Source organism: Pseudomonas sp. ATCC 43928, from assembly GCF_005938665.2.
GTDB lineage: Bacteria > Pseudomonadota > Gammaproteobacteria > Pseudomonadales > Pseudomonadaceae > Aquipseudomonas.
Genome location: NZ_CP041753.1, coordinates 4090191 through 4110109, shown reverse-complemented (window position 1 = coordinate 4110109; position 19919 = coordinate 4090191). Strand labels below are relative to the sequence as shown.

Genomic DNA, 19919 nt, shown 5'->3' with positions numbered 1-19919 from the left:
GGGGGTCACACGTGGCGCAATTCACATGGATTCGCTGATCACCGCAGCAGCGCGTGCGCTCGCGGCGGGTGATCCGCTCGGCGCGCTGAACCGCATCGCCTTGCGCAACGACGCGCCTGCACTCGCGCTTCGAGGCATCGCGATGGCGCAACTGGGTGACCTTGTGCGGGCGAAGGCGCTGGTGCGAAGTGCCGCGCGGGCGTTCGGTGCGAAGGAGGCCTTGGCCCGCGCGCGGTGTGTTGTTGCCGAGGCCGAGATCGCGCTCGCCTCGCGTGACCTGAACTGGCCGGTGAAGGCGCTCGACACCGCACGGACGACGCTTCAGACACACGGCGATTGGGTCAACGCCGCCCATGCGCGCTATCTCGAGATTCGCCGCCTGCTGCTGATCGGGCATCTCGACGAGGCCGAGGGCCGTCTCGCCGAACTCGACCCGACGCCATTACTGCCCGCGTCGAGGGCTGCTTACGAACTGGTTCTGGCGGGCATCGCCATGCGTCGTCTGCAAACGAAAGCGGCGCGCGCGGCACTTGAGCGGGCCGGGCATGCTGCGCAGCACGCGGGCATTGCGGCACTCACCGCCGAGGTCGAAAGCGCCAGGCATATTCTCGATACACCAGCGGCGCGGCTGATTATCGGTGGGCAGGAACAGCCGCTGCTGCTCGATGAGATTGAAGCGTTATTGGCATCCCCCACGCTGGTGGTGGACGCTTGCCGGTATGTGGTGCGCGACGCAGACGCGTCGGTTTCGCTCGCCCGGCGTCCGGTGTTGTTCGCGCTCGCCCGGGCGCTGGGCGAAGCGTGGCCGGCCGACGTGCCGAGGGAAACGTTGATTGCGCGAGCCTTTCGGATGAAGCACGCGGATGAGTCCCATCGCGCACGGTTGCGCGTCGAACTCGGGCGGCTGCGCGGGGCGCTGCACTTGATTGCCGACGTGATCGCGACCCCACGAGGGTTTGCACTGGTGCCACGGGTTGCGCCTGACGTCGTGGTGCTGGCGCGGCCTGTCGAAGAACAGCATGCGACGCTGCTCGCTTTTCTAGCCGACGGTGAGTCGTGGTCGAGTTCGGCCCTGGCGTTGGTGCTCGGCGCCAGTCAGCGCACCGTGCAACGAGCCCTCGACACACTGGCGGCGACCGGCAAGGTGCAGTCGTTCGGTCACGGTCGGGCTCGTCGCTGGATGCTCCCGCCGGTACCTGGATTCGCGACGGGATTGTTACTCACGGCGTTGCTGCCCAGTGATTAGCATCCTCTTCACTACCCCAGTGAACGCAGTCAGTAAACGAGGAGCAAGACATGAAACATTCAACGGCTGAAATCATCCGCGAATACGGGCCTTTTCCGGGCATCGACCATGTGCACGGCGTCACCCATGACGGCCAGCGTGTCTGGTTTGCCTCAGGCGATAAACTCAACGCCCTGGACCCGGCCAGCGGCAAAACCCTGAAATCGATCGATGTCGCCGCCCATGCCGGCACCGCCTTCGATGGCCAGCATCTGTTTCAGATCGCCGAGGATCGCATCCAGAAGATCGACCCGCAGACCGGCCGCGTGCTCTCCACCATCCCCGCGCCCGGTGGCGGTGGTGACTCGGGGCTGGCGTGGGCCGAAGGCACGCTCTGGGTCGGTGAGTATCGCGAGCGCAAGATCCATCAGGTCGACCCCCAGACCGGAGCGGTGCTGCGCACCCTGGAATCCAACCGCTTTGTTACCGGGGTGACCTGGGTCGAGGGTGATCTGTGGCATGGCACCTGGGAAGGTGACGAGAGCGAGCTGCGGCGAGTCGATCCGGCCACGGGCGAGGTGCTGGAGAGTGTCCAGATGCCGGCTGGCGTCGGCGTGTCGGGGCTTGAGTTCGATGGCCACGACCGGTTTTTCTGTGGCGGCGGCAACAGCGGGAAGGTGAGAGCCGTGCGCCGGCCAGAATGACAGGCTGCACCCAGCCTGTCAGAAGGTGAACGCTTGCGCCGAGCGTGAAGGACGCTGAGTCATCTCGATTTCCAGCAGATGCTCAACCAGCACATCATTCAAAAAGCGGAACTGATCGTTAAGCCCCACCACTTCGTTACTGAAGTGGTGGGTGGCCGCCGGCATCAGCAAGGTTTCGAATTGCTTGTCGAACACCAGCGCGACGGCTTTGCGAGAGACGACCTGTTGCGAATAGTAGTTGCTGCCGAACACCGGAAAGCTCACGGCGAGGTTGACGGAATAGATCATGATGTCGGCTCCTCGGTTTGACCGATATCCAGCACCAGGCGGGAAAACAGGGTCAGGGTGATGGCCGTCAGGGCCAGGCAGGTCAGAAGGTGGATCAACATGGTCTGCCCCTCCGATGCGGGGTTTGAGTGGCGATGAGTTGATCCTGCACCTGACGGTTTTTTTGCGGAAGGCATTCGCGGCGATGGTGAATATCGACGTGGATGATGGTGGCGTTCCTCGATGGACTTGCGGGTCTGCTCGCGCAGGTATTTTTGAGGGCGCTATCACACTTCCTGACGGACGGCCCCCAGCCCCGACCTATACTCAAATCAACATGCTTTTACGCGTCGAACGCTCCGTTCGACGCAGACTGTAGGACACTGCGATCTTGAACCTGCGTTCGCTGATCGTCGCTGTGTTGGTGGTACTGGCGGGATGCGTAACGACTGCGCGTGCCCCGGTAGTCGTGGCGCCGGTAGTGGTTTCCCAGAGCACCTGGCAGCAGGTTGACCAGGAAATTGTCGCGGCTTCGCAGCAGGCCACCGAACAGGCCAGGGTCTATGCCCGCGGATCCATGGAGCATTGGCGCACGCGGGTTTACGAACAGACCGAAGAAGTCTTCATTCCGTGGTTCAGCAGCTATTGGACCCAGGAATGGCTGTCGATGAAGGTCAGCTGGTACACCCTCAGTGCCGGGGGTGAGCAGGATGCCTCGGCCAAACGCCTGGCGGCCTATCTGTTGGAGCAATATCACCACAAAGTGCTGGACCCGGTAGCGGTGGAGATCGATCCCGACGAGATCCTCGGGCAGGCGACAGCGTATTACGTGCAAGCTCTCGGCCAGCAACTTCAGGTCATCTCCCAGCGTCATGGCGTGCCGATGGCGCAGCTCAACGACCGTATCCAGAAAATTCCGGCGATTTCGCTGGGACCGCCGCCCGCCCGTGACGCATCGCTGTATCAGGTGGTGCACAGTGAACCGCTGACTAAGTTGCCGGCCTACGCGGCGTTGATCGACAAGATCCACACGGCAGGCGGTGAGAAGGGCATTGCCTCGACGGACGCCGGCATGACGCCAGTGGCCAAGCGCGCGAGCAAACGAATGGAAGCCGAAATGGCCCCACGAGGCGCGGCTGGTGCCGTGGCGGCAGCGGCGGGGAAACTGGCCGGGGCGGTGATTTCCCTGGGAGTGGCGGGGGTGCGTGCGGTTATTCAAGCCAACGACCGACCCGATAGCGAGGCGCTGATCCGCAGCAGCCTGGGCGACTCATTCGACAAGGCGTGGCTGAAGCTGGTGCAAAACCCTACCACCGGTGTCATGGCCGGAACGCTGTACATGGCCGGGCAAATCGAAGGCGGCTTGGCCCAGTCCCTGGCCCAGCCTGTTGCACAACCTGTTGCTCAGCCCGTCGAACCGTCGGTCGGCTTGGGTGCGGGAACTGTCGATTGGAGCCACGCTGGATCGACTACCCAGCAGATCAACCCATAACCCGAGGAGAATGATCATGGCTTACGTTGATGGCTTCGTCGCAGCGGTGCCCAAGGCCAACCGCGAAAAGTTCAAGAAACACGCGGAGTCCGCCGCCGCGATTTTCAAGGAAAACGGCGCGCTCAGCCTCGCTGAATGCTGGGGCGATGACGTGCCTGATGGCAAAGTGACGTCGTTTCCCATGGCGGTCAAACTCAAGGAAGACGAGACCGTGGTGTTTTCCTGGATCGTCTGGCCGGACAAGGCCACCCGTGACGCTGGCATGGCGAAACTGATGAGCGATCCGCGGATGCAACCGGACGTCAATCCGATGCCGTTCGACGGCCAGCGGGCGATTTTTGGTGGTTTCGAAATGCTCGTCAAAGCCTGAAGAGGCGGCAGGATCACTCCGGCGTCGGGGTGATCCTGCAGCTTTTGCGATTGCGAATCTCGCTGTCCGACGGCCGCTCCTTGATGAACTCGAAGCGCGGCTCGCCTTCGTTGTAATGAACCAGCCAGCCCCATTCCAGCTCGGACTCATCCTGGCCGGGCTTCGGTGGCACGGCCCACCATGGCTCTTTGCTGATGACCTGACGCATGGCGTCCTCCCGTCGATTCGGTTGCTTCAACTATAACGCGCATGCCGGCAGGTGCCAGAAATGGGCTTGCTGGCGTGGTATCCCTTTGTAAAATCAAAGGGTCCCCGAGCATTGAGGTGCCAGACATGAGCGATGAAACCCGCGAGCCGTTCAAACGGCTGTTTTTCGCCCTGAACTGCGCCCCCGAACAACGCCGGGCTATCGCCCAATGGCGCAGCGCGCTGGGGCTCAACATCGGGCGCCCGGTGCCGGCGGAAAACTTTCATCTGACCCTGCTGTTTCTCGGCACGGTGGGCATGGCGCAAATAGCCGGTGTCTGCAAGGCCGCTGCCAATATCCGCACGTCCGGCGTGCCGTTGACGGTGGTGCTGGATCGGCTGGACGTCTGGCGTCGCTCCGGGGTGTTGCTGCTGGCGCCCGCGCAGGCGGCACCGGAGCTGCTGCGCCTGGTGTATGCGCTGGAGCAGGCCATGTTGCCGTTCGGTTTTGAAGACACCCATCGGGAATTTCGCCCGCATTTGACCCTGATGCGCGACTACCGGGCGCCGGTCCCCGAATCCGCGACGCCGCCGGAGTTTTACCTGCGCGCCGATCGCTTCAGCCTGTTCGAGTCCCATAAAGGCCGATACATAGCGCTGGCCGAGTGGCCGCTGGTCACTTCATAAGCCCACAAAAAAAGGCGCCCGAGGGCGCCTGAATTCACCTAAACCGAGGAAGCCAGGTGAAGCCGTTCTGCAGAGAGGAGTGCAGCGGTGGTAAGGCGCTGCGTGAACGGAAAAGGGAAAGCTGTAATGGATGATCGTTCCCACGCGGAGCATGGGGACGATCAGTGAGGCGGGATTACTTGCCCAGCTTCACCCGCGTCCAGCCCCGGGTCATGATCCGCTGGGTGGCAATCGGCATGTCAGGAATGGCATACAACGTCGCCATCACCGCTTGCGGCGGATACGATCCCGGGTCGTCACGAATCGCTTCGTCCACCAACGGCGTGGCCGCCGCGTTGGCATTGCTGTAGCCGATGCTGTTGGTGACTTCGGCGATGATGTCCGGGCGCATCAGGAAGTTCATGAACAGGTAGGCGTTGTCGACGTTGGCGGCGTCCCGGGGAATGGCGACCATGTCGTAAAAGCTACCGGCGCCTTCTTTCGGGATGCTGTACTCGATCTTGACCTTGTCGCCAGCTTCCTGGGCGCGGGCCTTGGCTTGCAGCACATCGCCGGAGTAACCGACGGCGACGCAGATGTTGCCGTTGGCCAGGTCGGAGATGTATTTCGACGAATGGAAGTAGGCCACCGACGGCCGGATCTTCATGAACAGCGCTTCGGCTTCGGCGATTTGCACCTTGTCCCGGGAGTTCACCGGATAGCCCAGATAGTGCAGGGCAGCCGGAAGCATTTCCGTCGGTGAATCAAGAAAGCTGATGCCACAGGCTTTGAGCTTGGCGGCGTTTTCCGGTTTGAACAGCAAGTCCCAGGAATTCACCGGGGCATCTGTGCCGAGCACTTCCTTGACCTTGGCCGGGTTGTAACCGATGCCGATCGAACCCCACATGTACGGGAAGGCGTGGCCGTTATCCGGGTCGCTGGCCGAGGCGTTTTTCAGCAGCACCGGGTTGAGATTCTTCCAGTTCGGCAGCTTCGATTTGTCCAGTTCCTGATAGACCCCGGCCTTGATCTGCTTGGCCAGGAAACTGTTGGACGGCACCACGATGTCATAGCCCGATTTTCCCGCCAGCAGCCGTGCCTCAAGGGTTTCGTTACTGTCGAACACATCGTAGGTCACGCGGATACCGGTCTCGTCTTCGAACTTCTTGACGGTGTCCGGGGCGATGTAATCCGACCAGTTGTAGACGCGCAGTACCTTGTCATTGGCCTGGGCGCCAGCGGTGATTGCGCCCAATAAGGACAGTGTCAGCAGAGTCCTGCCAAACATTTTCATCGGTACAACTCCATTCTTTTTATTCAAATCGCATAAAACAAAAATGCGGTGAACACGAAACCTGTGGCTAGCGGACTTACCTGTGGCGAGGGAGCTTGCTCCCGCTGGGCTGCGTAGCGGCCCCAAAATTCTGGCAACCCATACCTATTTGTGAGTGCTGCGCACTCAAGCGCGAGCAAGCTCGCTCGCCACAGGTCAGTGCTCACTTGACAGTGGCACTAGACCGTCGCTTCTACCATTTGCTTTTTCGGTTGTTGCCAGGACTCGCTGGCAGTCTGGTCCATCGCTTCCTGAATCGCTCGTTTGCGGGTGGCTTCGGCCCTGCGGCTGAAATACCAGACCATGAACGTGACGATCGACACCGCCAGCAGAATCAGGCTGGCCACGGCATTGATCTCAGGCTTAACGCCCAGGCGCACCGCCGAGAACACTTCCATCGGCAGGGTCGTGGAGCCTGGCCCCGACACAAAGCTCGCCAACACCAAATCATCCAGCGACAAGGCGAACGACATCATGCCGCCCGCCGCCAGTGATGGCGCGATCATTGGAATGGTGATCAGGAAGAACACCTTGAGCGGCCGTGCACCGAGGTCCATGGCGGCTTCTTCGATGGACAAATCCAGCTCTCGCAAGCGCGCCGACACCACCACCGCCACATAGGCTGCACAGAATGTGGTGTGAGCGATCCAGATGGTGACGATGCCGCGTTCCTGCGGCCAGCCGATCATCTGCGCCATGGCCACGAACAGCAGCAACAGCGACAGACCGGTGATCACTTCCGGCATCACCAGCGGCGCCGTCACCAAACCGCCGAACAGCGTACGGCCCTTGAAGCGCGTCACCCGGGTCAGCACAAACGCCGCCAACGTGCCGAGCGCCACCGCGGCAATCGCCGTGTAGCAGGCGATTTCCAGCGAGCGCACCACCGAGCCCATCAGTTGCGTGTTGTCGAGCAGGCCGACGTACCACTTCACCGACCAGCCGCCCCACACCGTCACCAGCTTCGAGGCGTTGAACGAGTAGATCACCAGAATCAGCATCGGCAGGTAGATAAACGACAGGCCGAGCACCAGCATCAATCGTGAAAATCCGAAACGGTTCATCCCCGTCCCTCCATCTCTTTGGCCTGGCTACGGTTGAACAGCAGAATCGGCACAATCAGGATCGCCAGCATCACCACCGCCAGGGCGGACGCCACCGGCCAGTCGCGGTTGTTGAAGAACTCCTGCCACAGCACGCGGCCGATCATCAGGGTTTCCGGGCCACCCAACAGTTCCGGAATCACGAACTCACCGACCACCGGAATGAACACCAGCATGCAGCCTGCGATGATCCCGTTCTTGGCCAGCGGCACCGTGATTTTCCAGAAGTTGTTGAAGTTGCTCGAGCCCAGGTCCGATGCGGCTTCCAGTAGGCTGCCATCGTGCTTCACCAGGTTGGCGTACAGCGGCAGGACCATGAACGGCAGGTAGGCGTAAACCACCCCGATGTACACGGCGGTGTTGGTGTTGAGGATCTCGATCGGCTGCGACGTGAGCCCGGTCCACATCAAAAACGCATTGAGCAATCCGTTGTTGCTGAGGATGCCCATCCACGCATACACGCGGATCAGGATCGCGGTCCAGGTCGGCATCATGATCAACAGCAGCAAGACGTTTTGCGCTTCCTTGCTGGCCTTGGTGATCGCATAAGCCATCGGGAAACCGATCACCAGGCACATCAGCGTGCTTAAGAATGCGACCTTCAACGAGCCAAAGTAAGCCGAGATGTACAACTCATCTTCGGTCAGCAGCGAGTAGTTGCCGAGGTTCAGCAGCAGCTGAAATTTCTGTTCGGCGAAGGTGTAAATCTCGGAGTAGGGCGGAATGGCCAGGGCTGCTTCCGAGAAGCTGATCTTCATTACCAGGAAGAACGGCAACAGGAAAAACAGGCACAGCCACAGGAATGGAATGCCGATGACCATTTTGCGGCCACTGGGCACCAGGCGCAGGAACTGCTGATTGAAGGTTCTCATGAGCGCAGTACCACGCCGCTGTCGTCTTCCCACCACACGTAGACCTGATCGTCCCAGGTCGGGCGTGCGCCACGGCGTTCGGCGTTGGCCATGAACGACTGGACGATCTTGCCGCCAGGCAGCTCCACATAAAACACCGAGTGGCCACCGAGGTAGGCGATGTCATGCACCTTGCCTTCGGACCAGTTGTAGCGGGTCTCGGGCTTGAGGGTGCTGACCAGCATTTTTTCCGGGCGGATAGCGTAGGTGATCGACTTGTCCTGCACCGAGGTACTCACGCCGTGGCCGACGTAAATCTTCTGCGCAAGGTCCGGGCTGTGGATGATCGCGTGACCTTCCAGGTCTTCCACAACGGTGCCGTCGAAGGCGTTCACGTTGCCGATGAACTCGCAGACCATGCGGCTGACCGGTGCTTCATAGATGTCGACCGGGCTGCCGATCTGGGCAATCCAGCCCAGGTGCATGATCGCGATGCGCTCGGCCATGGTCATGGCTTCTTCCTGGTCGTGGGTCACCATCACGCAGGTCACGCCGACGCGCTCGATGATTTCCACCAGCTCCAGTTGCATCTGCGAACGCAGCTTTTTATCCAGTGCGCCCATCGGTTCATCGAGCAGCAACAGCTTCGGTCGCTTGGCCAACGAACGCGCCAGTGCCACACGCTGACGCTGACCGCCGGACAACTGATGCGGCTTGCGTTTGGCGTATTGGGTCATGTGCACCAGGCGCAGCATTTCTTCGACACGGGCGTCGATTTCGCTGGCGGGCAAACGGTCCTGCTTGAGGCCGAAGGCGATGTTCTGCGCCACCGTCATGTGCGGGAACAGCGCATAGGACTGGAACATCATGTTGATCGGCCGTTCGTAGGGCGGCATGTCAGTGATGTCGACACCGTCGAGCAGAATCCGCCCTTCGGTCGGGCGCTCGAAGCCGGCGAGCATGCGCAGCAGCGTCGATTTGCCCGAGCCGGAGCCACCGAGCAAGGCGAAGATTTCGCCTTGATGGATTTCCAGGGACACATCGTCCACGGCGGTGGTTTCGTCGAATTTCTTGGTGACGCGGTCGACTTTCACCAGCACCTTTTTCGGTGCCTGGTGACCATCAAGAGCCTTCCTGTAGATGCTGGAGGCGTTTGCCATATGAAACTCCCAACAGGTTTCAGTCGTCGGGCCAACACGGCCTGACTTAAGAGTGGATTGCAAACCCGGGCCGGGCGATGCCATTGAATTCAACGCTTACCGCTCGGGCTTATTCGGCACCGCCGTCCTGGCTGCCTGGTCGTACTTGTTGTTATTGCGGTTCATCTATTACGCAAGCCACCGGCGCGCAAAGGCACGCCCGCCAGACTCACGGGGGCAGTCAATCGATTAGAAATGTTTGAAGTCAGCGCGTATTACGCAGCGCCGCCCGTTCTCGGCACGCCTCGCCAAACGCCTGGAAAATACTCAAGTAAGGAGGATTCGAAAGCACCTGCCATTCCGGGTGCCATTGCACGCCGACGGCGAAGGTCTTGCTGTGCTCGACGGAGATCGCCTCGATCAAACCATCCGGCGCGATCGCCTCGGCGCGCAGGCCCGGTGCGAGTCGGTCGATGCCCTGGCTGTGAATCGAATTGACCTGGAATACCTGCGGCAGGTCCAGTGCTTCGAACGCACCGCCCGGTTGCACAGTCACCGCATGGGCCGCTGCGTACTGCACGGCCAGATCGGGACTGTCCGCTTCCCGGTGATCGAGCATGCCGGGCAGTTCGTGCACCTTTTGATGCAGGCTGCCGCCGAACGCCACGTTCATTTCCTGAAAGCCCCGGCAGATGCCGAGCACCGGAACACCGGCGGCGATGGCTGCACGCAATAAGGGCAGGGTGGTGGCGTCCCGTTGCGGATCGTGATCCGTACCGGGAGCACTGGCCGGGCCTTGATAGTGGAAGGGCTCCACATTCGATGGCGAGCCGGTCAGCAACAGACCGTCGAGCTGCGCGAGCAGCGCATCGGTTTCGGTCAGGTCGCCTAAGGAAGGAATGACCACTGGCAGCCCCAATGCCGCGACGCTGACAGCACGCAAGTACTTGTCGCCGCTGACGTGGTAGGGGTGCAGGCCAATCTGTTTGACGCACGCAGTAACGCCGATCAATGGCTTGAATGCCATTTTTATCACCTCGAAGTTTCACACTTGAACGAGCTTTTCCGGAGCTTAGCCTTGTTGATTTTAATTAACAACTCTCATGTAAAAAATTCTAAACGCCGAACGTCCGATGCTGAGGGTCTGCGCGGTGTGCAAGCCTGATATGGCACTCTGGCGCCCAAAAAAGGCCAGAAAATAAAGGCTGAAAGGCCATGTGTTCGCTATTGACTTCACTTTGCCGTTCGGGTTGACTGGCTCTCGCAAGTGAAGTGAACATAATAATTAACAGCTAATAGGTGCATCATGTCGGTCCCTCTGCGTGCCGTTCAACTCAACGAAGCAAACGCATTCCTTAAGCAACATCCTGAGGTTTTGTACGTCGACCTTCTGATTGCGGATATGAACGGCGTGGTGCGCGGCAAGCGCATCGAGCGCACCAGTCTCCACAAGGTCTACGAAAAAGGCATCAACCTGCCGGCGTCGCTGTTTGCCCTGGACATCAACGGTTCCACGGTGGAAAGCACTGGCCTGGGTCTGGACATCGGCGACTCGGATCGCATCTGCTATCCCATCCCCGATACCCTCAGCATCGAACCCTGGCAGAAGCGCCCGACCGCGCAGTTGCTGATGACCATGCACGAGCTCGAAGGCCAGCCGTTCTTTGCTGACCCGCGCGAAGTGCTGCGTCAGGTGGTGAGCAAGTTCGATGACATGGGCCTGACCATTTGCGCGGCGTTCGAACTGGAGTTCTACCTGATCGACCAGGACAACGTGAACGGTCGTCCGCAGTCGCCACGCTCGCCGGTGTCGGGCAAGCGTCCGCACTCGACGCAGGTGTACCTGATCGACGATCTGGACGAATACGTCGACTGCCTGCAAGACATCCTCGAAGGCGCGAAAGAGCAGGGCATCCCGGCTGACGCGATCGTCAAGGAAAGCGCCCCGGCGCAATTCGAAGTCAACCTGCATCACGTCTCCGACCCTATAAAGGCCTGCGACTACGCGGTGCTGCTCAAGCGTCTGGTGAAGAACATCGCCTACGACCACGAGATGGACACCACGTTTATGGCCAAGCCATATCCGGGTCAGGCGGGCAACGGGTTGCACGTGCACATTTCGATTCTCGACAAGCAAGGCAACAACATCTTCGCCAGCGAGGATCCCGAGCAGAACGCCGCGCTGCGACATGCGATCGGCGGTGTGCTCGAGACCCTGCCCGCGCAGATGGCGTTCCTCTGCCCGAACGTCAACTCCTACCGACGTTTCGGCGCGCAGTTCTACGTACCGAACTCGCCAAGCTGGGGCATCGACAACCGTACCGTGGCGGTGCGCGTACCCACCGGTTCGGCGGATGCCGTGCGTATCGAGCATCGTGTCGCTGGCGCCGATGCCAACCCGTACCTGCTGATGGCCTCGGTACTGGCCGGCATTCACCACGGCCTGACCAACGAAATCGAGCCGGGCGCCCCGGTTGAAGGCAATAGCTACGAGCAGAACGAGCAAAGCCTGCCGAACAACCTGCGCGACGCATTGCGTGAACTGGACGACAGCGAAGTCATGGCGCGCTACATCGACCCGCTGTACATCGACGTGTTCGTGGCGTGCAAGGAAAGCGAGCTGGCCGAGTTCGAGAACTCCATTTCAGACCTTGAGTACAACTGGTACCTGCACACGGTTTAACGGGGGCTGACACTAAACCTGTGGCGAGGGAGCTTGCTCCCGCTAGGTCGCGAAGCGACCCCTCCTTCTACCTGAAAAGAAGGGGACTGCTGCGCAGTCCAGCGGGAGCAAGCTCCCTCGCCACAAGTTCTCATCGCTTGCCCATCGGTTAACACGATCACTTATTCCTCTGCGTAGAGTCACAACCATGACAAACACTCGCAGCGACTGGGAGCAACGCTTCCAGTCCTTGACACTAGAAGGCCGCGCATTCATCGACGGCCAATACTGCCCGGCACTCAGTGGCGACACCTTCGAATGCATCAGCCCGGTCGACGGCCGCTTTCTGGCGAACATCGCCAGCACTGACGAAGCCGACGCCAATGCGGCAGTCGCCGTCGCGCGTCGTGCATTTGAATCCGGCATCTGGGCGCGGTTGGCACCCGCGGAACGCAAGCGCATCTTGATTCGCTTCGCGGACTTGATCCTGGCCAACCAGGAAGAACTGGCGCTGCTGGAAACCCTCGACATGGGTAAACCGATCAGCGATTCCATGGCCATCGACATTCCAGCGGCCGCCAACGCGATCCGCTGGAGCGCCGAAGCCATCGACAAAATCTACGACGAAGTCGCCGCCACCCCGCACGACCAATTGGGCCTCGTCACTCGTGAGCCGGCAGGCGTGGTCGCCGCAATCGTGCCGTGGAACTTCCCGCTGATCATGGCCAGCTGGAAGTTCGCCCCAGCCCTGGCGGCAGGCAACTCGTTCATCCTCAAGCCCTCGGAAAAATCACCGCTGACGGCGATCCGCATCGCGCAACTGGCCCTCGACGCCGGCATTCCCAAAGGCGTGTTCAACGTGTTGCCGGGCTTCGGTCACACCGTCGGCAAGGCGCTGGCGTTGCACATGGACGTCGACGTGCTGGCCTTCACTGGCTCCACCGCGATTGCCAAGCAACTGATGATCTACGCCGGGCAAAGCAACATGAAGCGCGTGTGGCTGGAGGCGGGCGGCAAGAGCCCGAACGTGGTGTTCGCCGACGCGCCGGACTTGCGCGCAGCGGCTCGGGCAGCGGCCAGTGCGATTGCCTTCAACCAGGGCGAAGTCTGCACCGCCGGCTCGCGCCTGCTGGTGGAGCGCTCGATCCGCGAGCAGTTCATTCCGTTGCTGGTGGAAGCGCTGCAAGCCTGGAAACCGGGGCATGCGCTCGACCCTGAAACCACCGTCGGCGCCGTCGTCGATCAGCGCCAATTGGACAATGTGCTGCGCTACATCCAGGTCGGCAAAGACCAGGGCGCGCAACTGATTGCTGGCGGCAGTCGCACCCTCGAAGGCACCGGTGGCCTGTATGTGGAGCCAGCGATATTCGACGGCGTGACCAACGCCATGACCATCGCCCGGGAAGAAATCTTCGGCCCGGTGCTGTCGCTGATCACCTTTGACACCGCTGAAGAAGCGCTGCAGATCGCCAACGACAGCATCTTCGGCCTCGCCGCCGGAGTCTGGACCAGCAACCTTAGCAAGGCCCACACCTTCGCTCGCGGCTTGCGCGCCGGCAGCGTCTGGGTCAACCAGTACGACGGCGGCGACATGACCGCGCCGTTCGGCGGGTTCAAGCAGTCGGGTAACGGTCGGGACAAATCGCTGCACGCGTTCGACAAGTACACCGAACTCAAAGCGACCTGGATCAAGCTCTGACACTTTTGCAGCGGCGGTCGCCGGCGCGTGCCGGCGGCCCTCGGAGAAATCTATGAAACAATGCTCTACACAAAATCATGTAAACAGCTACTACGCCGCAACCCGCAACCAGACCGGCGATTACCCGGTGCTGGAAGAGCTGGTGGAATGCGACGTCTGCGTGATCGGCGCTGGCTACACCGGCCTGTCCTCGGCGTTGTTCCTCAGCGAAGCGGGCTACAGCGTCACCGTGCTGGAAGCCGCCAAAGTCGGCTTCGGCGCCAGCGGTCGCAACGGCGGCCAACTGGTCAACTCCTATAGTCGCGACGTCGATGTGATCGAAGAGCGCTACGGCGACAAGACCGCCGAAGTCCTTGGTAGCATGATCTTCGAAGGCGCCGACATCATCCGTTCGCGCATCAAGGAGTACGACATCAAATGCGATTACCGCCCCGGCGGCATCTTCGCAGCGCTGAACAAGAAGCAACTCAACGGCCTGGCCGAGCAGAAGCGTAACTGGGAACGCTACGGCAACAACAACCTGAAAATGCTCGACGCCTCGGACATCCAGCGCGAAGTCGGTTGCGACAACTACGTCGGCGGCTTGCTGGATATGCAGGGCGGCCACATCCACCCACTGAACCTGGCCCTCGGCGAAGCTGCCGCGATCATTCGCCAGGGCGGCAAAATCTACGAACAATCCGCCGCCGTGGACATCTCCTACGGCGAGCCAATCACTGTGCGCACCGCCAAAGGCGTGGTGCGGGCCAAGTACCTGCTGATCGCCGGCAACGCCTACCTGCCGCAAGACCTCGACAACCGCGTGACCCGCAAAAGCATGCCCTGCGGTTCGCAAATCGTCGTCACCGAGCCGTTGTCGGAGAAGATCGCCCGCAGCCTGATCACCAATAACTACTGTGTCGAAGACTGCAATTACCTGCTCGACTACTACCGCCTCACCGCCGACAACCGCCTGCTGTACGGCGGCGGCGTGGTCTACGGCGCCCGCGAGCCGGACGACATCGAACAACTGATCCGCCCGAAGATCCTCAAGACCTTCCCGCAACTCAAGGACGTGAAAATCGACTACCGCTGGACCGGCAACTTCCTGCTGACCATGTCCCGCATGCCGCAATTCGGCCGCATCGAGAAAAACGCCTACTACATGCAAGGCTACAGCGGCCACGGCGTCACTTGCTCGCACCTGGCTGGCAAACTGATCTCGGAAATGATTCGCGGCGACGCCGAACGCTTCGACGCCTTCGCCTCCCTGCCACACATGCCGATGCTCGGCGGCCGCACTTTCCAGGCCCCACTCACCGCCATGGGCGCGGCGTATTACGCCTTGCGAGACCGCTTCGGCATCTAGGTTGAACCTGCCGGCGGTCTCCGCCGGCCAAGGCTACGCATCACTCCCGTGGCGAGGGGGCAAGCCCCCTCGCCACAGTTTCTAAACCAGAACTGACTGACATCGGAAGCCGACAGCTTTTTTGCCAGCCGTTTATCGAACCTGCTGAGCAACACCCACAAACGTGATTTAATACCCGCCTTCCACGGTTCCGGGACGGGAAACGGCGTAATCCGCGGCCACCAGTCGCCCGCCACCCACCCCCATTACCCCTTAAGTAGTTCTCACATAAGGCTGTCATGGACACGGGCTCACGACTCAAATTAGTACGCGAAAGCTACAAACTGTCCCAGCGCGAGCTGGCCCGGCGTAGCGGCGTCACCAATGCCACCATCTCCCTGATCGAACAGAATCGCGTCAGTCCCTCCGTCAGCTCCCTCAAAAAACTGCTCGAAGGCATCCCCATGTCCTTGGCGGACTTCTTCACCTTCGACCAACCGCCACGCGAGCATCAGTACGTGTTTCGCGCCAATGAACAGCCGGATCTCGGGCGTCATGGGCTGCGGTTGTTGCTGATTGGCGCTTCGGTGCCGAGTCGGCAGATGCGGCTGTTGCGCGAGCAGTACGCGCCTGGAGCGAGTTCGGGGGAAGAGCCGATTGTGCATGCTGAGGGGGAGGAGTGTGGGCTGGTTACCCGTGGCACGGTTGAGTTGACGGTGGATGAGCAGATTAGTGTGTTGAATGCCGGGGATGGGTATTACTTCCCGACGACGCTGCCGCATCGGTTTCGCAATATTGGGGCGGATGAGGCAGAAATCATCAGCGCCAACACCCCGGCTAACTTCTGATACCTGAAGCAGACATTAAACCTGTAACTACCTCCGGCGGGGCGACCACTACTTTCGGTCGCCCCTACCAGCGATTACCACTCCATGCCTCAGGTGAGGGCGTCCGCGACGCCGTTCAAAGTGACTTCAAGTAGTCGAGAAGCTGTGACCGTTGGATGTCATTGAGCTTGCCCACGCCATAGTCATGGCCTGCGTTGCTATTGCCCTCAAGCTTGGTGTCGAAAAGAAACCAGTTCTTGTCCGATTTCTCGGTCTTGAATCCAACTTTTTTGTCATCGAACTCATTGGTCCCTGTATAAAAAGTCGAGGGGCGCTGGTGGGGTGGCAGGAGAAGGTCGTTGAGGGTCGGTACAGAGCCGTTATGCAAATAGGGAGCGGTGGCCCAGATGCCGGTCAGGGGTCTTGCTTTATAGGCGAGAAGAGGAACGGTAGAGCTGGCACGGTAGCAGTTGTATAGCCGTAGCGCTTTCTCATCCAAACGACTGAACAGGGCACGGTCCTTGAAGCCAGGGACTTTTTGAGGTTTGGTATCTATACCAAGCAATCCATCGAAAGCCAGTTCGGCGACATCGCGTCCTTTACCCAGTAATGTCTCCAGGACGGTCACACCCAGCATGTTGTAGAGCAGGTCATTTGACTTGATGGTTCCTGATTTATCGACTTTGGAATAACCCGTCAAGACTCCCGCATCCGCTTTAAATTGATAGGCATTGCACGCCATCCAGGGATCCGTGCCAATGGTCGAGTCTTGTGGGCTCTGGGCATTGAAATTGTCATTCGCAGAGATTGGAATCATGACCGCTGTGATGGCCGTGGTGAGATCGTCTCTACCAATATGGGTATGGCAGCCGGAACAATTGTCCTTAAACAATTTGGCGCCAAGCGCAAGGTCGTTTGGCAACTGCCCAGGCCACCGCGGAGGCTTCAGGCTATAAAGAGAACGCTCTAGAACATCCAGATTTTTCACATTCACACTGGAGACAAACCCTGCCTTGGCCGCAGATTCTTTAACCGGTCGAACGTCGGCGAACACACCGATGGCCTCTCCAGCATTACGCCCCAGACCTCCAGCATCCAGGCCGCCGTCATTTTTAATCGAAGGGAGTTGGTCTTTACTGACCATTCCGTTCCATTGGAGGACGTTGTGTTGATGCGTATTCCAGAGAAATGGATAACTCACCGGCGCATCAGAGGGGTTAGGGGTAGGCGGTTTCGCTTGGGTGACTTGACTGATTTTGTTGAGAATGTGGCCCACGGCATCAAGGCGACCTGGGCCATATTGCAGATCTGTGGCATTCAGTGTCTCGTTTTGGGCATAAAACGCATTCAAGCTATCCAGGGATTTTTTCAACCGTTGGCGATTCCCTTTCGACAGATCATCACCCAGGACACTCTTTGCAAAGCGTTCAAATTTTTCAGGGTCGGAAGCCGTTTTGCTTAACGCCTCTCTAAAATATTTAAAGAAATTTTGAAAGTCGGCGTTCGTTGGCCCGCCATTGATCACAAGATTCTGCTCTTCAAATTTGATCTGAGCCGTGTGACAAGCAGAACAGTTCATCCCCACCCACGGTTCTCTCGACCCTTGTCCAAAAAACCAGCGGAGTTTCGTGAAAGACAACTTGCTGTCGTGACTGTCATCCAAAACGAAACCCATCGGCAACGTAAAGCGCTTACCGTTATAAGACGGACGATAAGGCGTGTAACCGTAGGCGGAGATCGTTTTGTCACTCATGAACTTCTCCTCTGAACCAGGCTCTTCCAATGCAAGCGCCCAGGAGAGAGGGAGAATTCTCGATCCTTGTGAAAGTTCAAGCCAATTGGACTGGGTGGTGTCACTCCATCCCTGATCCAGAATGTCGGCAGCCTGAGCCATGGAATGAGCGCCGAAAAACAACAATGCAGCGCAGGCAAACGGGGGGGCTTTTAACGTGTTCATCAGATTCCCTTCTATTTGTAATTCCTGTTGAGACCCATCACGTTGGTAGCCAATAGCTACCAGCCATGAGTGTAGCCACAAAAAATACGGCTCTTTAATTTTGTTCCATGTCCCGTACCCGGACAGAGCCCGGGTTGTTCATTACGTAAAAAAGACCTTGCCGTTTGGCACTCGGCTTTTTCTCTGCGGACTACAGCGCCTTGGTGTTGTGAGCATTTTTCTACACCACATCAGGAAACGTCCTGCGCTCTCGTCGGAAGCGCCCGATTTAGCCATTACAAGTCATCCCTTAACCTCCTCGAATGAATCCATTTATTGACGTCAAAATAGTGGCCATCTAATATCGCGCCACTATTGTGCTATCAGTCTCCATTCGAGGGATCGAACATGTATCCACCCGCCCTCGTGGCGAGGTTGTGCCTGGCTTTGCTGTGCCTTTCTCCGCTGAATCTTGCTCACGCTGCCCCCACCCCCGGTGAAACCGATCTGATCCGCGAACGTCAGGATCGCTTGCTCGACGAGCAGCGTCGGCGTCTCGAGGAGCTCAAGGAATTACCCGGCAAGGCAGCCCAACCCGCGCCCGCGACGGCCCCGGCCGACGCCCGTTGTTTCCCCATCAAGGACATCGAGCTCAAAGGCGCCGACAGTCTTTCGGACGGCGAGAAAAATCGCCTGCTCAAGCCTTACATCGGCCAGTGCCTGGGCGTTACACAGCTCAACGAGTTGCTGAAAGTCATCACCGATCACTACATCGAAAAAGGCCTGGTCACCAGCCGTGCCTACTTGCCGCAGCAGGATTTGTCCGGCGGGCATCTGAAGGTGCTGGTGGTCGAGGGCCGGCTCGAAGGGTTGAAGGGCGCGGAGGGCAGCCAGCTGTCGGAGCGCGAACTGGGGATGGCTTTTCCCGGCAGGAGCGGGGAGCTGGTCAATCTGCGGGAAATCGAGCAGATGGTGGATCAGCTCAACCGCTTGCCGTCGAATCAGGCGCAGATGGAGTTGTCCCCGGGCAAGAACGTCGGTGGCAGCGAGGTGCTGGTCAAGAACACCCCGCAGAAGCCGTGGCGTGTCGGTTTGTCGCGCAGTAACGACGGCCAGCGCAGCACCGGCGAGCAGCAGTGGGGCACGACGTTTGACTGGGACAGCCCGCTGGGCCTGGCCGATCAGTTGATGCTGCGCGGCGGTCATGATGCGGTGAGCGATCACCTGCACACCTCCAACAACGCGCTGCTCAATTACAGCGTGCCGTGGGGCTGGTGGAACTTCAGTTACACCTACAGCCAGAGCGAGTACCGCTCGCAAGCCCAGGCCAACGGTTTCAATTTCAAGCAGACCGGCGACAGCGAAAACCATCAGTTGCGCGCCGAGCGGGTGATCCATCGCGACGCCCTGAGCAAGACCTCCCTCAGCACCGGTCTCTCGTACCTGCGCACCAACAACTTCATCGAAGACAGCAAGCTCAAGCTGAGCAGCAACCGCATCAGCGAAGCGCAGTTCGGCATCAACCACGGTCGGCGGGTCGGCAGTGCCTTCGTCAACCTCGACCTGGGCATGCAGCAAGGCATCGGCGCGTTCGACGCCCAGGGTAACGGTGATCCGGGCCCCGGCGAGCCGAACGCGCGTTACCGCAAATACACCGCCACCGCGAGCTATCTGCAGCCGTTCAAGCTGTGGGGCGAGTCCTTCAGTTTCAGCAGCCTGATGACCGGCCAGCGCAGTGAAGACGTGCTGTTCAGCCCGCAGCGCACCAGCCTCGGCGGGCAGTCGTCGATCCGTGGCTATAAGGACCAGTCGTTGTCCGGTGACAGCGGCGGCTACTGGCGCAACGAACTGCGCTGGAGCCATCCGATCACTTTGGAATGGCTGCGCCCGGTGTTCGCCGAGTACGGCACCAGCCTCGGTTACGACCAGGGCGTGATCCGTGGCGACCGCTATAACGGCGATCAGCACGGGCGCCTGTCCAGCGATTCCGTGGAGTTGTTCGCCCGAGGTCAGCACCTGGCCGCCAGCGTGACCTTTGCCCATTCCCTAGAACGTCCGGACACCCTGACCGAGCGCGAAGCGCCGATCTATTTCCGCCTGGATTTCTTCCTCTAATTTCGCTGCATCGGGAC

General features: G+C 59.8%; 18 protein-coding genes. 10 read left to right on the top strand and 8 right to left on the bottom strand.

The features are described 5' to 3' along the window. Window positions 1-25: 25 nt before the first annotated feature. Together FFH90_RS18740 and FFH90_RS18735 are read left to right on the top strand one after the other, a co-directional pair. On the top strand, window positions 26-1246 hold the full coding sequence (locus FFH90_RS18740; RefSeq protein WP_138867826.1) for a helix-turn-helix domain-containing protein: 1221 nt from the start codon (window positions 26-28) through the stop codon (window positions 1244-1246). Window positions 1247-1296: 50 nt separating this feature from the next. Then, on the top strand, window positions 1297-1929 hold the full coding sequence (locus tag FFH90_RS18735) for a PQQ-binding-like beta-propeller repeat protein (RefSeq protein WP_064618500.1): 633 nt from the start codon (window positions 1297-1299) through the stop codon (window positions 1927-1929). Between the two features lie 18 nt (window positions 1930-1947). Here FFH90_RS18735 and FFH90_RS18730 read toward each other — a convergent pair whose 3' ends face one another. Beyond that, complete coding sequence (locus FFH90_RS18730) at window positions 1948-2217, bottom strand: hypothetical protein (protein ID WP_064618498.1); 270 nt, start codon at window positions 2215-2217, stop codon at window positions 1948-1950. A gap of 370 nt (window positions 2218-2587) precedes the next feature. Here FFH90_RS18730 and FFH90_RS18725 point away from each other — a divergent pair, with 370 nt between their 5' ends. Together FFH90_RS18725 and FFH90_RS18720 are read left to right on the top strand one after the other, a co-directional pair. Further along, window positions 2588-3688, top strand: coding sequence for a hypothetical protein (locus FFH90_RS18725; protein WP_018930097.1), 1101 nt, complete (start codon window positions 2588-2590; stop codon window positions 3686-3688). Window positions 3689-3704: 16 nt separating this feature from the next. After that, on the top strand, window positions 3705-4058 hold the full coding sequence (locus FFH90_RS18720; protein ID WP_018930098.1) for a DUF1428 domain-containing protein: 354 nt from the start codon (window positions 3705-3707) through the stop codon (window positions 4056-4058). Between the two features lie 13 nt (window positions 4059-4071). Here FFH90_RS18720 and FFH90_RS18715 read toward each other — a convergent pair whose 3' ends face one another. Then, window positions 4072-4266 carry a hypothetical protein gene (locus FFH90_RS18715; protein ID WP_018930099.1) on the bottom strand — a complete coding sequence of 65 codons (195 nt, stop codon included), beginning with the start codon at window positions 4264-4266 and terminating at the stop codon, window positions 4072-4074. Window positions 4267-4391: 125 nt separating this feature from the next. Here FFH90_RS18715 and thpR point away from each other — a divergent pair, with 125 nt between their 5' ends. Further along, window positions 4392-4931, top strand: a complete 540-nt coding sequence (thpR, locus tag FFH90_RS18710) for an RNA 2',3'-cyclic phosphodiesterase (RefSeq protein WP_064618495.1) — start codon at window positions 4392-4394, stop codon at window positions 4929-4931. Between the two features lie 175 nt (window positions 4932-5106). Here thpR and FFH90_RS18705 read toward each other — a convergent pair whose 3' ends face one another. The 5 genes from FFH90_RS18705 to FFH90_RS18685 form a co-directional block, all read right to left on the bottom strand. Beyond that, on the bottom strand, window positions 5107-6204 hold the full coding sequence (locus tag FFH90_RS18705) for a polyamine ABC transporter substrate-binding protein (RefSeq protein ID WP_138867825.1): 1098 nt from the start codon (window positions 6202-6204) through the stop codon (window positions 5107-5109). 218 nt (window positions 6205-6422) lie between these two features. Beyond that, complete coding sequence (locus FFH90_RS18700; RefSeq protein WP_018930102.1) at window positions 6423-7307, bottom strand: ABC transporter permease subunit; 885 nt, start codon at window positions 7305-7307, stop codon at window positions 6423-6425. Beyond that, complete coding sequence (locus FFH90_RS18695) at window positions 7304-8185, bottom strand: ABC transporter permease subunit (protein WP_167331203.1); 882 nt, start codon at window positions 8183-8185, stop codon at window positions 7304-7306. The genes FFH90_RS18700 and FFH90_RS18695 overlap by 4 nt, the downstream gene beginning before the upstream one ends. Before the next feature lie 29 nt (window positions 8186-8214). Continuing rightward, window positions 8215-9357 (bottom strand): polyamine ABC transporter ATP-binding protein, encoded by a 1143-nt coding sequence (gene potA / locus FFH90_RS18690; RefSeq protein WP_018930104.1) that lies wholly within the window; start codon window positions 9355-9357, stop codon window positions 8215-8217. 244 nt (window positions 9358-9601) lie between these two features. Continuing rightward, complete coding sequence (locus tag FFH90_RS18685) at window positions 9602-10363, bottom strand: gamma-glutamyl-gamma-aminobutyrate hydrolase family protein (protein ID WP_138867824.1); 762 nt, start codon at window positions 10361-10363, stop codon at window positions 9602-9604. A 279-nt stretch (window positions 10364-10642) separates the two neighbouring features. Here FFH90_RS18685 and FFH90_RS18675 point away from each other — a divergent pair, with 279 nt between their 5' ends. The 4 genes from FFH90_RS18675 to FFH90_RS18660 all read left to right on the top strand — a co-directional run bounded on the left by FFH90_RS18675 (window position 10643) and on the right by FFH90_RS18660 (window position 15872). Then, a complete protein-coding gene (locus FFH90_RS18675) occupies window positions 10643-12019 on the top strand; it encodes a glutamine synthetase family protein (protein ID WP_018930106.1) in 1377 nt (458 codons plus the stop codon). A gap of 187 nt (window positions 12020-12206) precedes the next feature. Further along, window positions 12207-13697, top strand: coding sequence for an aldehyde dehydrogenase (locus tag FFH90_RS18670; protein ID WP_138867823.1), 1491 nt, complete (start codon window positions 12207-12209; stop codon window positions 13695-13697). A 52-nt stretch (window positions 13698-13749) separates the two neighbouring features. Continuing rightward, window positions 13750-15045, top strand: a complete 1296-nt coding sequence (locus FFH90_RS18665; RefSeq protein WP_138867822.1) for an FAD-binding oxidoreductase — start codon at window positions 13750-13752, stop codon at window positions 15043-15045. 278 nt (window positions 15046-15323) lie between these two features. After that, window positions 15324-15872: a cupin domain-containing protein gene (locus FFH90_RS18660; RefSeq protein ID WP_138867821.1), complete on the top strand. Its 549-nt coding sequence runs from the start codon at window positions 15324-15326 to the stop codon at window positions 15870-15872. Window positions 15873-15987: 115 nt separating this feature from the next. Here FFH90_RS18660 and FFH90_RS18655 read toward each other — a convergent pair whose 3' ends face one another. Then, window positions 15988-17808: a di-heme-cytochrome C peroxidase gene (locus FFH90_RS18655; protein WP_138867820.1), complete on the bottom strand. Its 1821-nt coding sequence runs from the start codon at window positions 17806-17808 to the stop codon at window positions 15988-15990. Between the two features lie 387 nt (window positions 17809-18195). Between FFH90_RS18655 and FFH90_RS18650 the strand changes: the two genes are divergently transcribed. Next, complete coding sequence (locus FFH90_RS18650) at window positions 18196-19902, top strand: ShlB/FhaC/HecB family hemolysin secretion/activation protein (protein ID WP_138867819.1); 1707 nt, start codon at window positions 18196-18198, stop codon at window positions 19900-19902. Window positions 19903-19919: the final 17 nt, after the last annotated feature.

Excerpts from the sequence above, each read along its gene's own strand:
- FFH90_RS18685 (WP_138867824.1), bottom strand. The coding sequence starts at position 10,363 with ATGGCATTCAAGCCATTGATCGGCGTTACTGCGTGCGTCAAACAGATT.
- FFH90_RS18740 (WP_138867826.1), top strand. The coding sequence starts at position 26 with ATGGATTCGCTGATCACCGCAGCAGCGCGTGCGCTCGCGGCGGGTGAT.
- thpR (WP_064618495.1), top strand. The coding sequence starts at position 4,392 with ATGAGCGATGAAACCCGCGAGCCGTTCAAACGGCTGTTTTTCGCCCTG.
- FFH90_RS18665 (WP_138867822.1), top strand. The coding sequence starts at position 13,750 with ATGAAACAATGCTCTACACAAAATCATGTAAACAGCTACTACGCCGCA.
- FFH90_RS18715 (WP_018930099.1), bottom strand. The coding sequence starts at position 4,266 with ATGCGTCAGGTCATCAGCAAAGAGCCATGGTGGGCCGTGCCACCGAAG.
- FFH90_RS18700 (WP_018930102.1), bottom strand. The coding sequence starts at position 7,307 with ATGAACCGTTTCGGATTTTCACGATTGATGCTGGTGCTCGGCCTGTCG.
- potA (WP_018930104.1), bottom strand. The coding sequence starts at position 9,357 with ATGGCAAACGCCTCCAGCATCTACAGGAAGGCTCTTGATGGTCACCAG.
- FFH90_RS18730 (WP_064618498.1), bottom strand. The coding sequence starts at position 2,217 with ATGATCTATTCCGTCAACCTCGCCGTGAGCTTTCCGGTGTTCGGCAGC.
- FFH90_RS18670 (WP_138867823.1), top strand. The coding sequence starts at position 12,207 with ATGACAAACACTCGCAGCGACTGGGAGCAACGCTTCCAGTCCTTGACA.
- FFH90_RS18675 (WP_018930106.1), top strand. The coding sequence starts at position 10,643 with ATGTCGGTCCCTCTGCGTGCCGTTCAACTCAACGAAGCAAACGCATTC.
- FFH90_RS18720 (WP_018930098.1), top strand. The coding sequence starts at position 3,705 with ATGGCTTACGTTGATGGCTTCGTCGCAGCGGTGCCCAAGGCCAACCGC.
- FFH90_RS18660 (WP_138867821.1), top strand. The coding sequence starts at position 15,324 with ATGGACACGGGCTCACGACTCAAATTAGTACGCGAAAGCTACAAACTG.
- FFH90_RS18655 (WP_138867820.1), bottom strand. The coding sequence starts at position 17,808 with ATGAACACGTTAAAAGCCCCCCCGTTTGCCTGCGCTGCATTGTTGTTT.
- FFH90_RS18705 (WP_138867825.1), bottom strand. The coding sequence starts at position 6,204 with ATGAAAATGTTTGGCAGGACTCTGCTGACACTGTCCTTATTGGGCGCA.
- FFH90_RS18650 (WP_138867819.1), top strand. The coding sequence starts at position 18,196 with ATGTATCCACCCGCCCTCGTGGCGAGGTTGTGCCTGGCTTTGCTGTGC.
- FFH90_RS18735 (WP_064618500.1), top strand. The coding sequence starts at position 1,297 with ATGAAACATTCAACGGCTGAAATCATCCGCGAATACGGGCCTTTTCCG.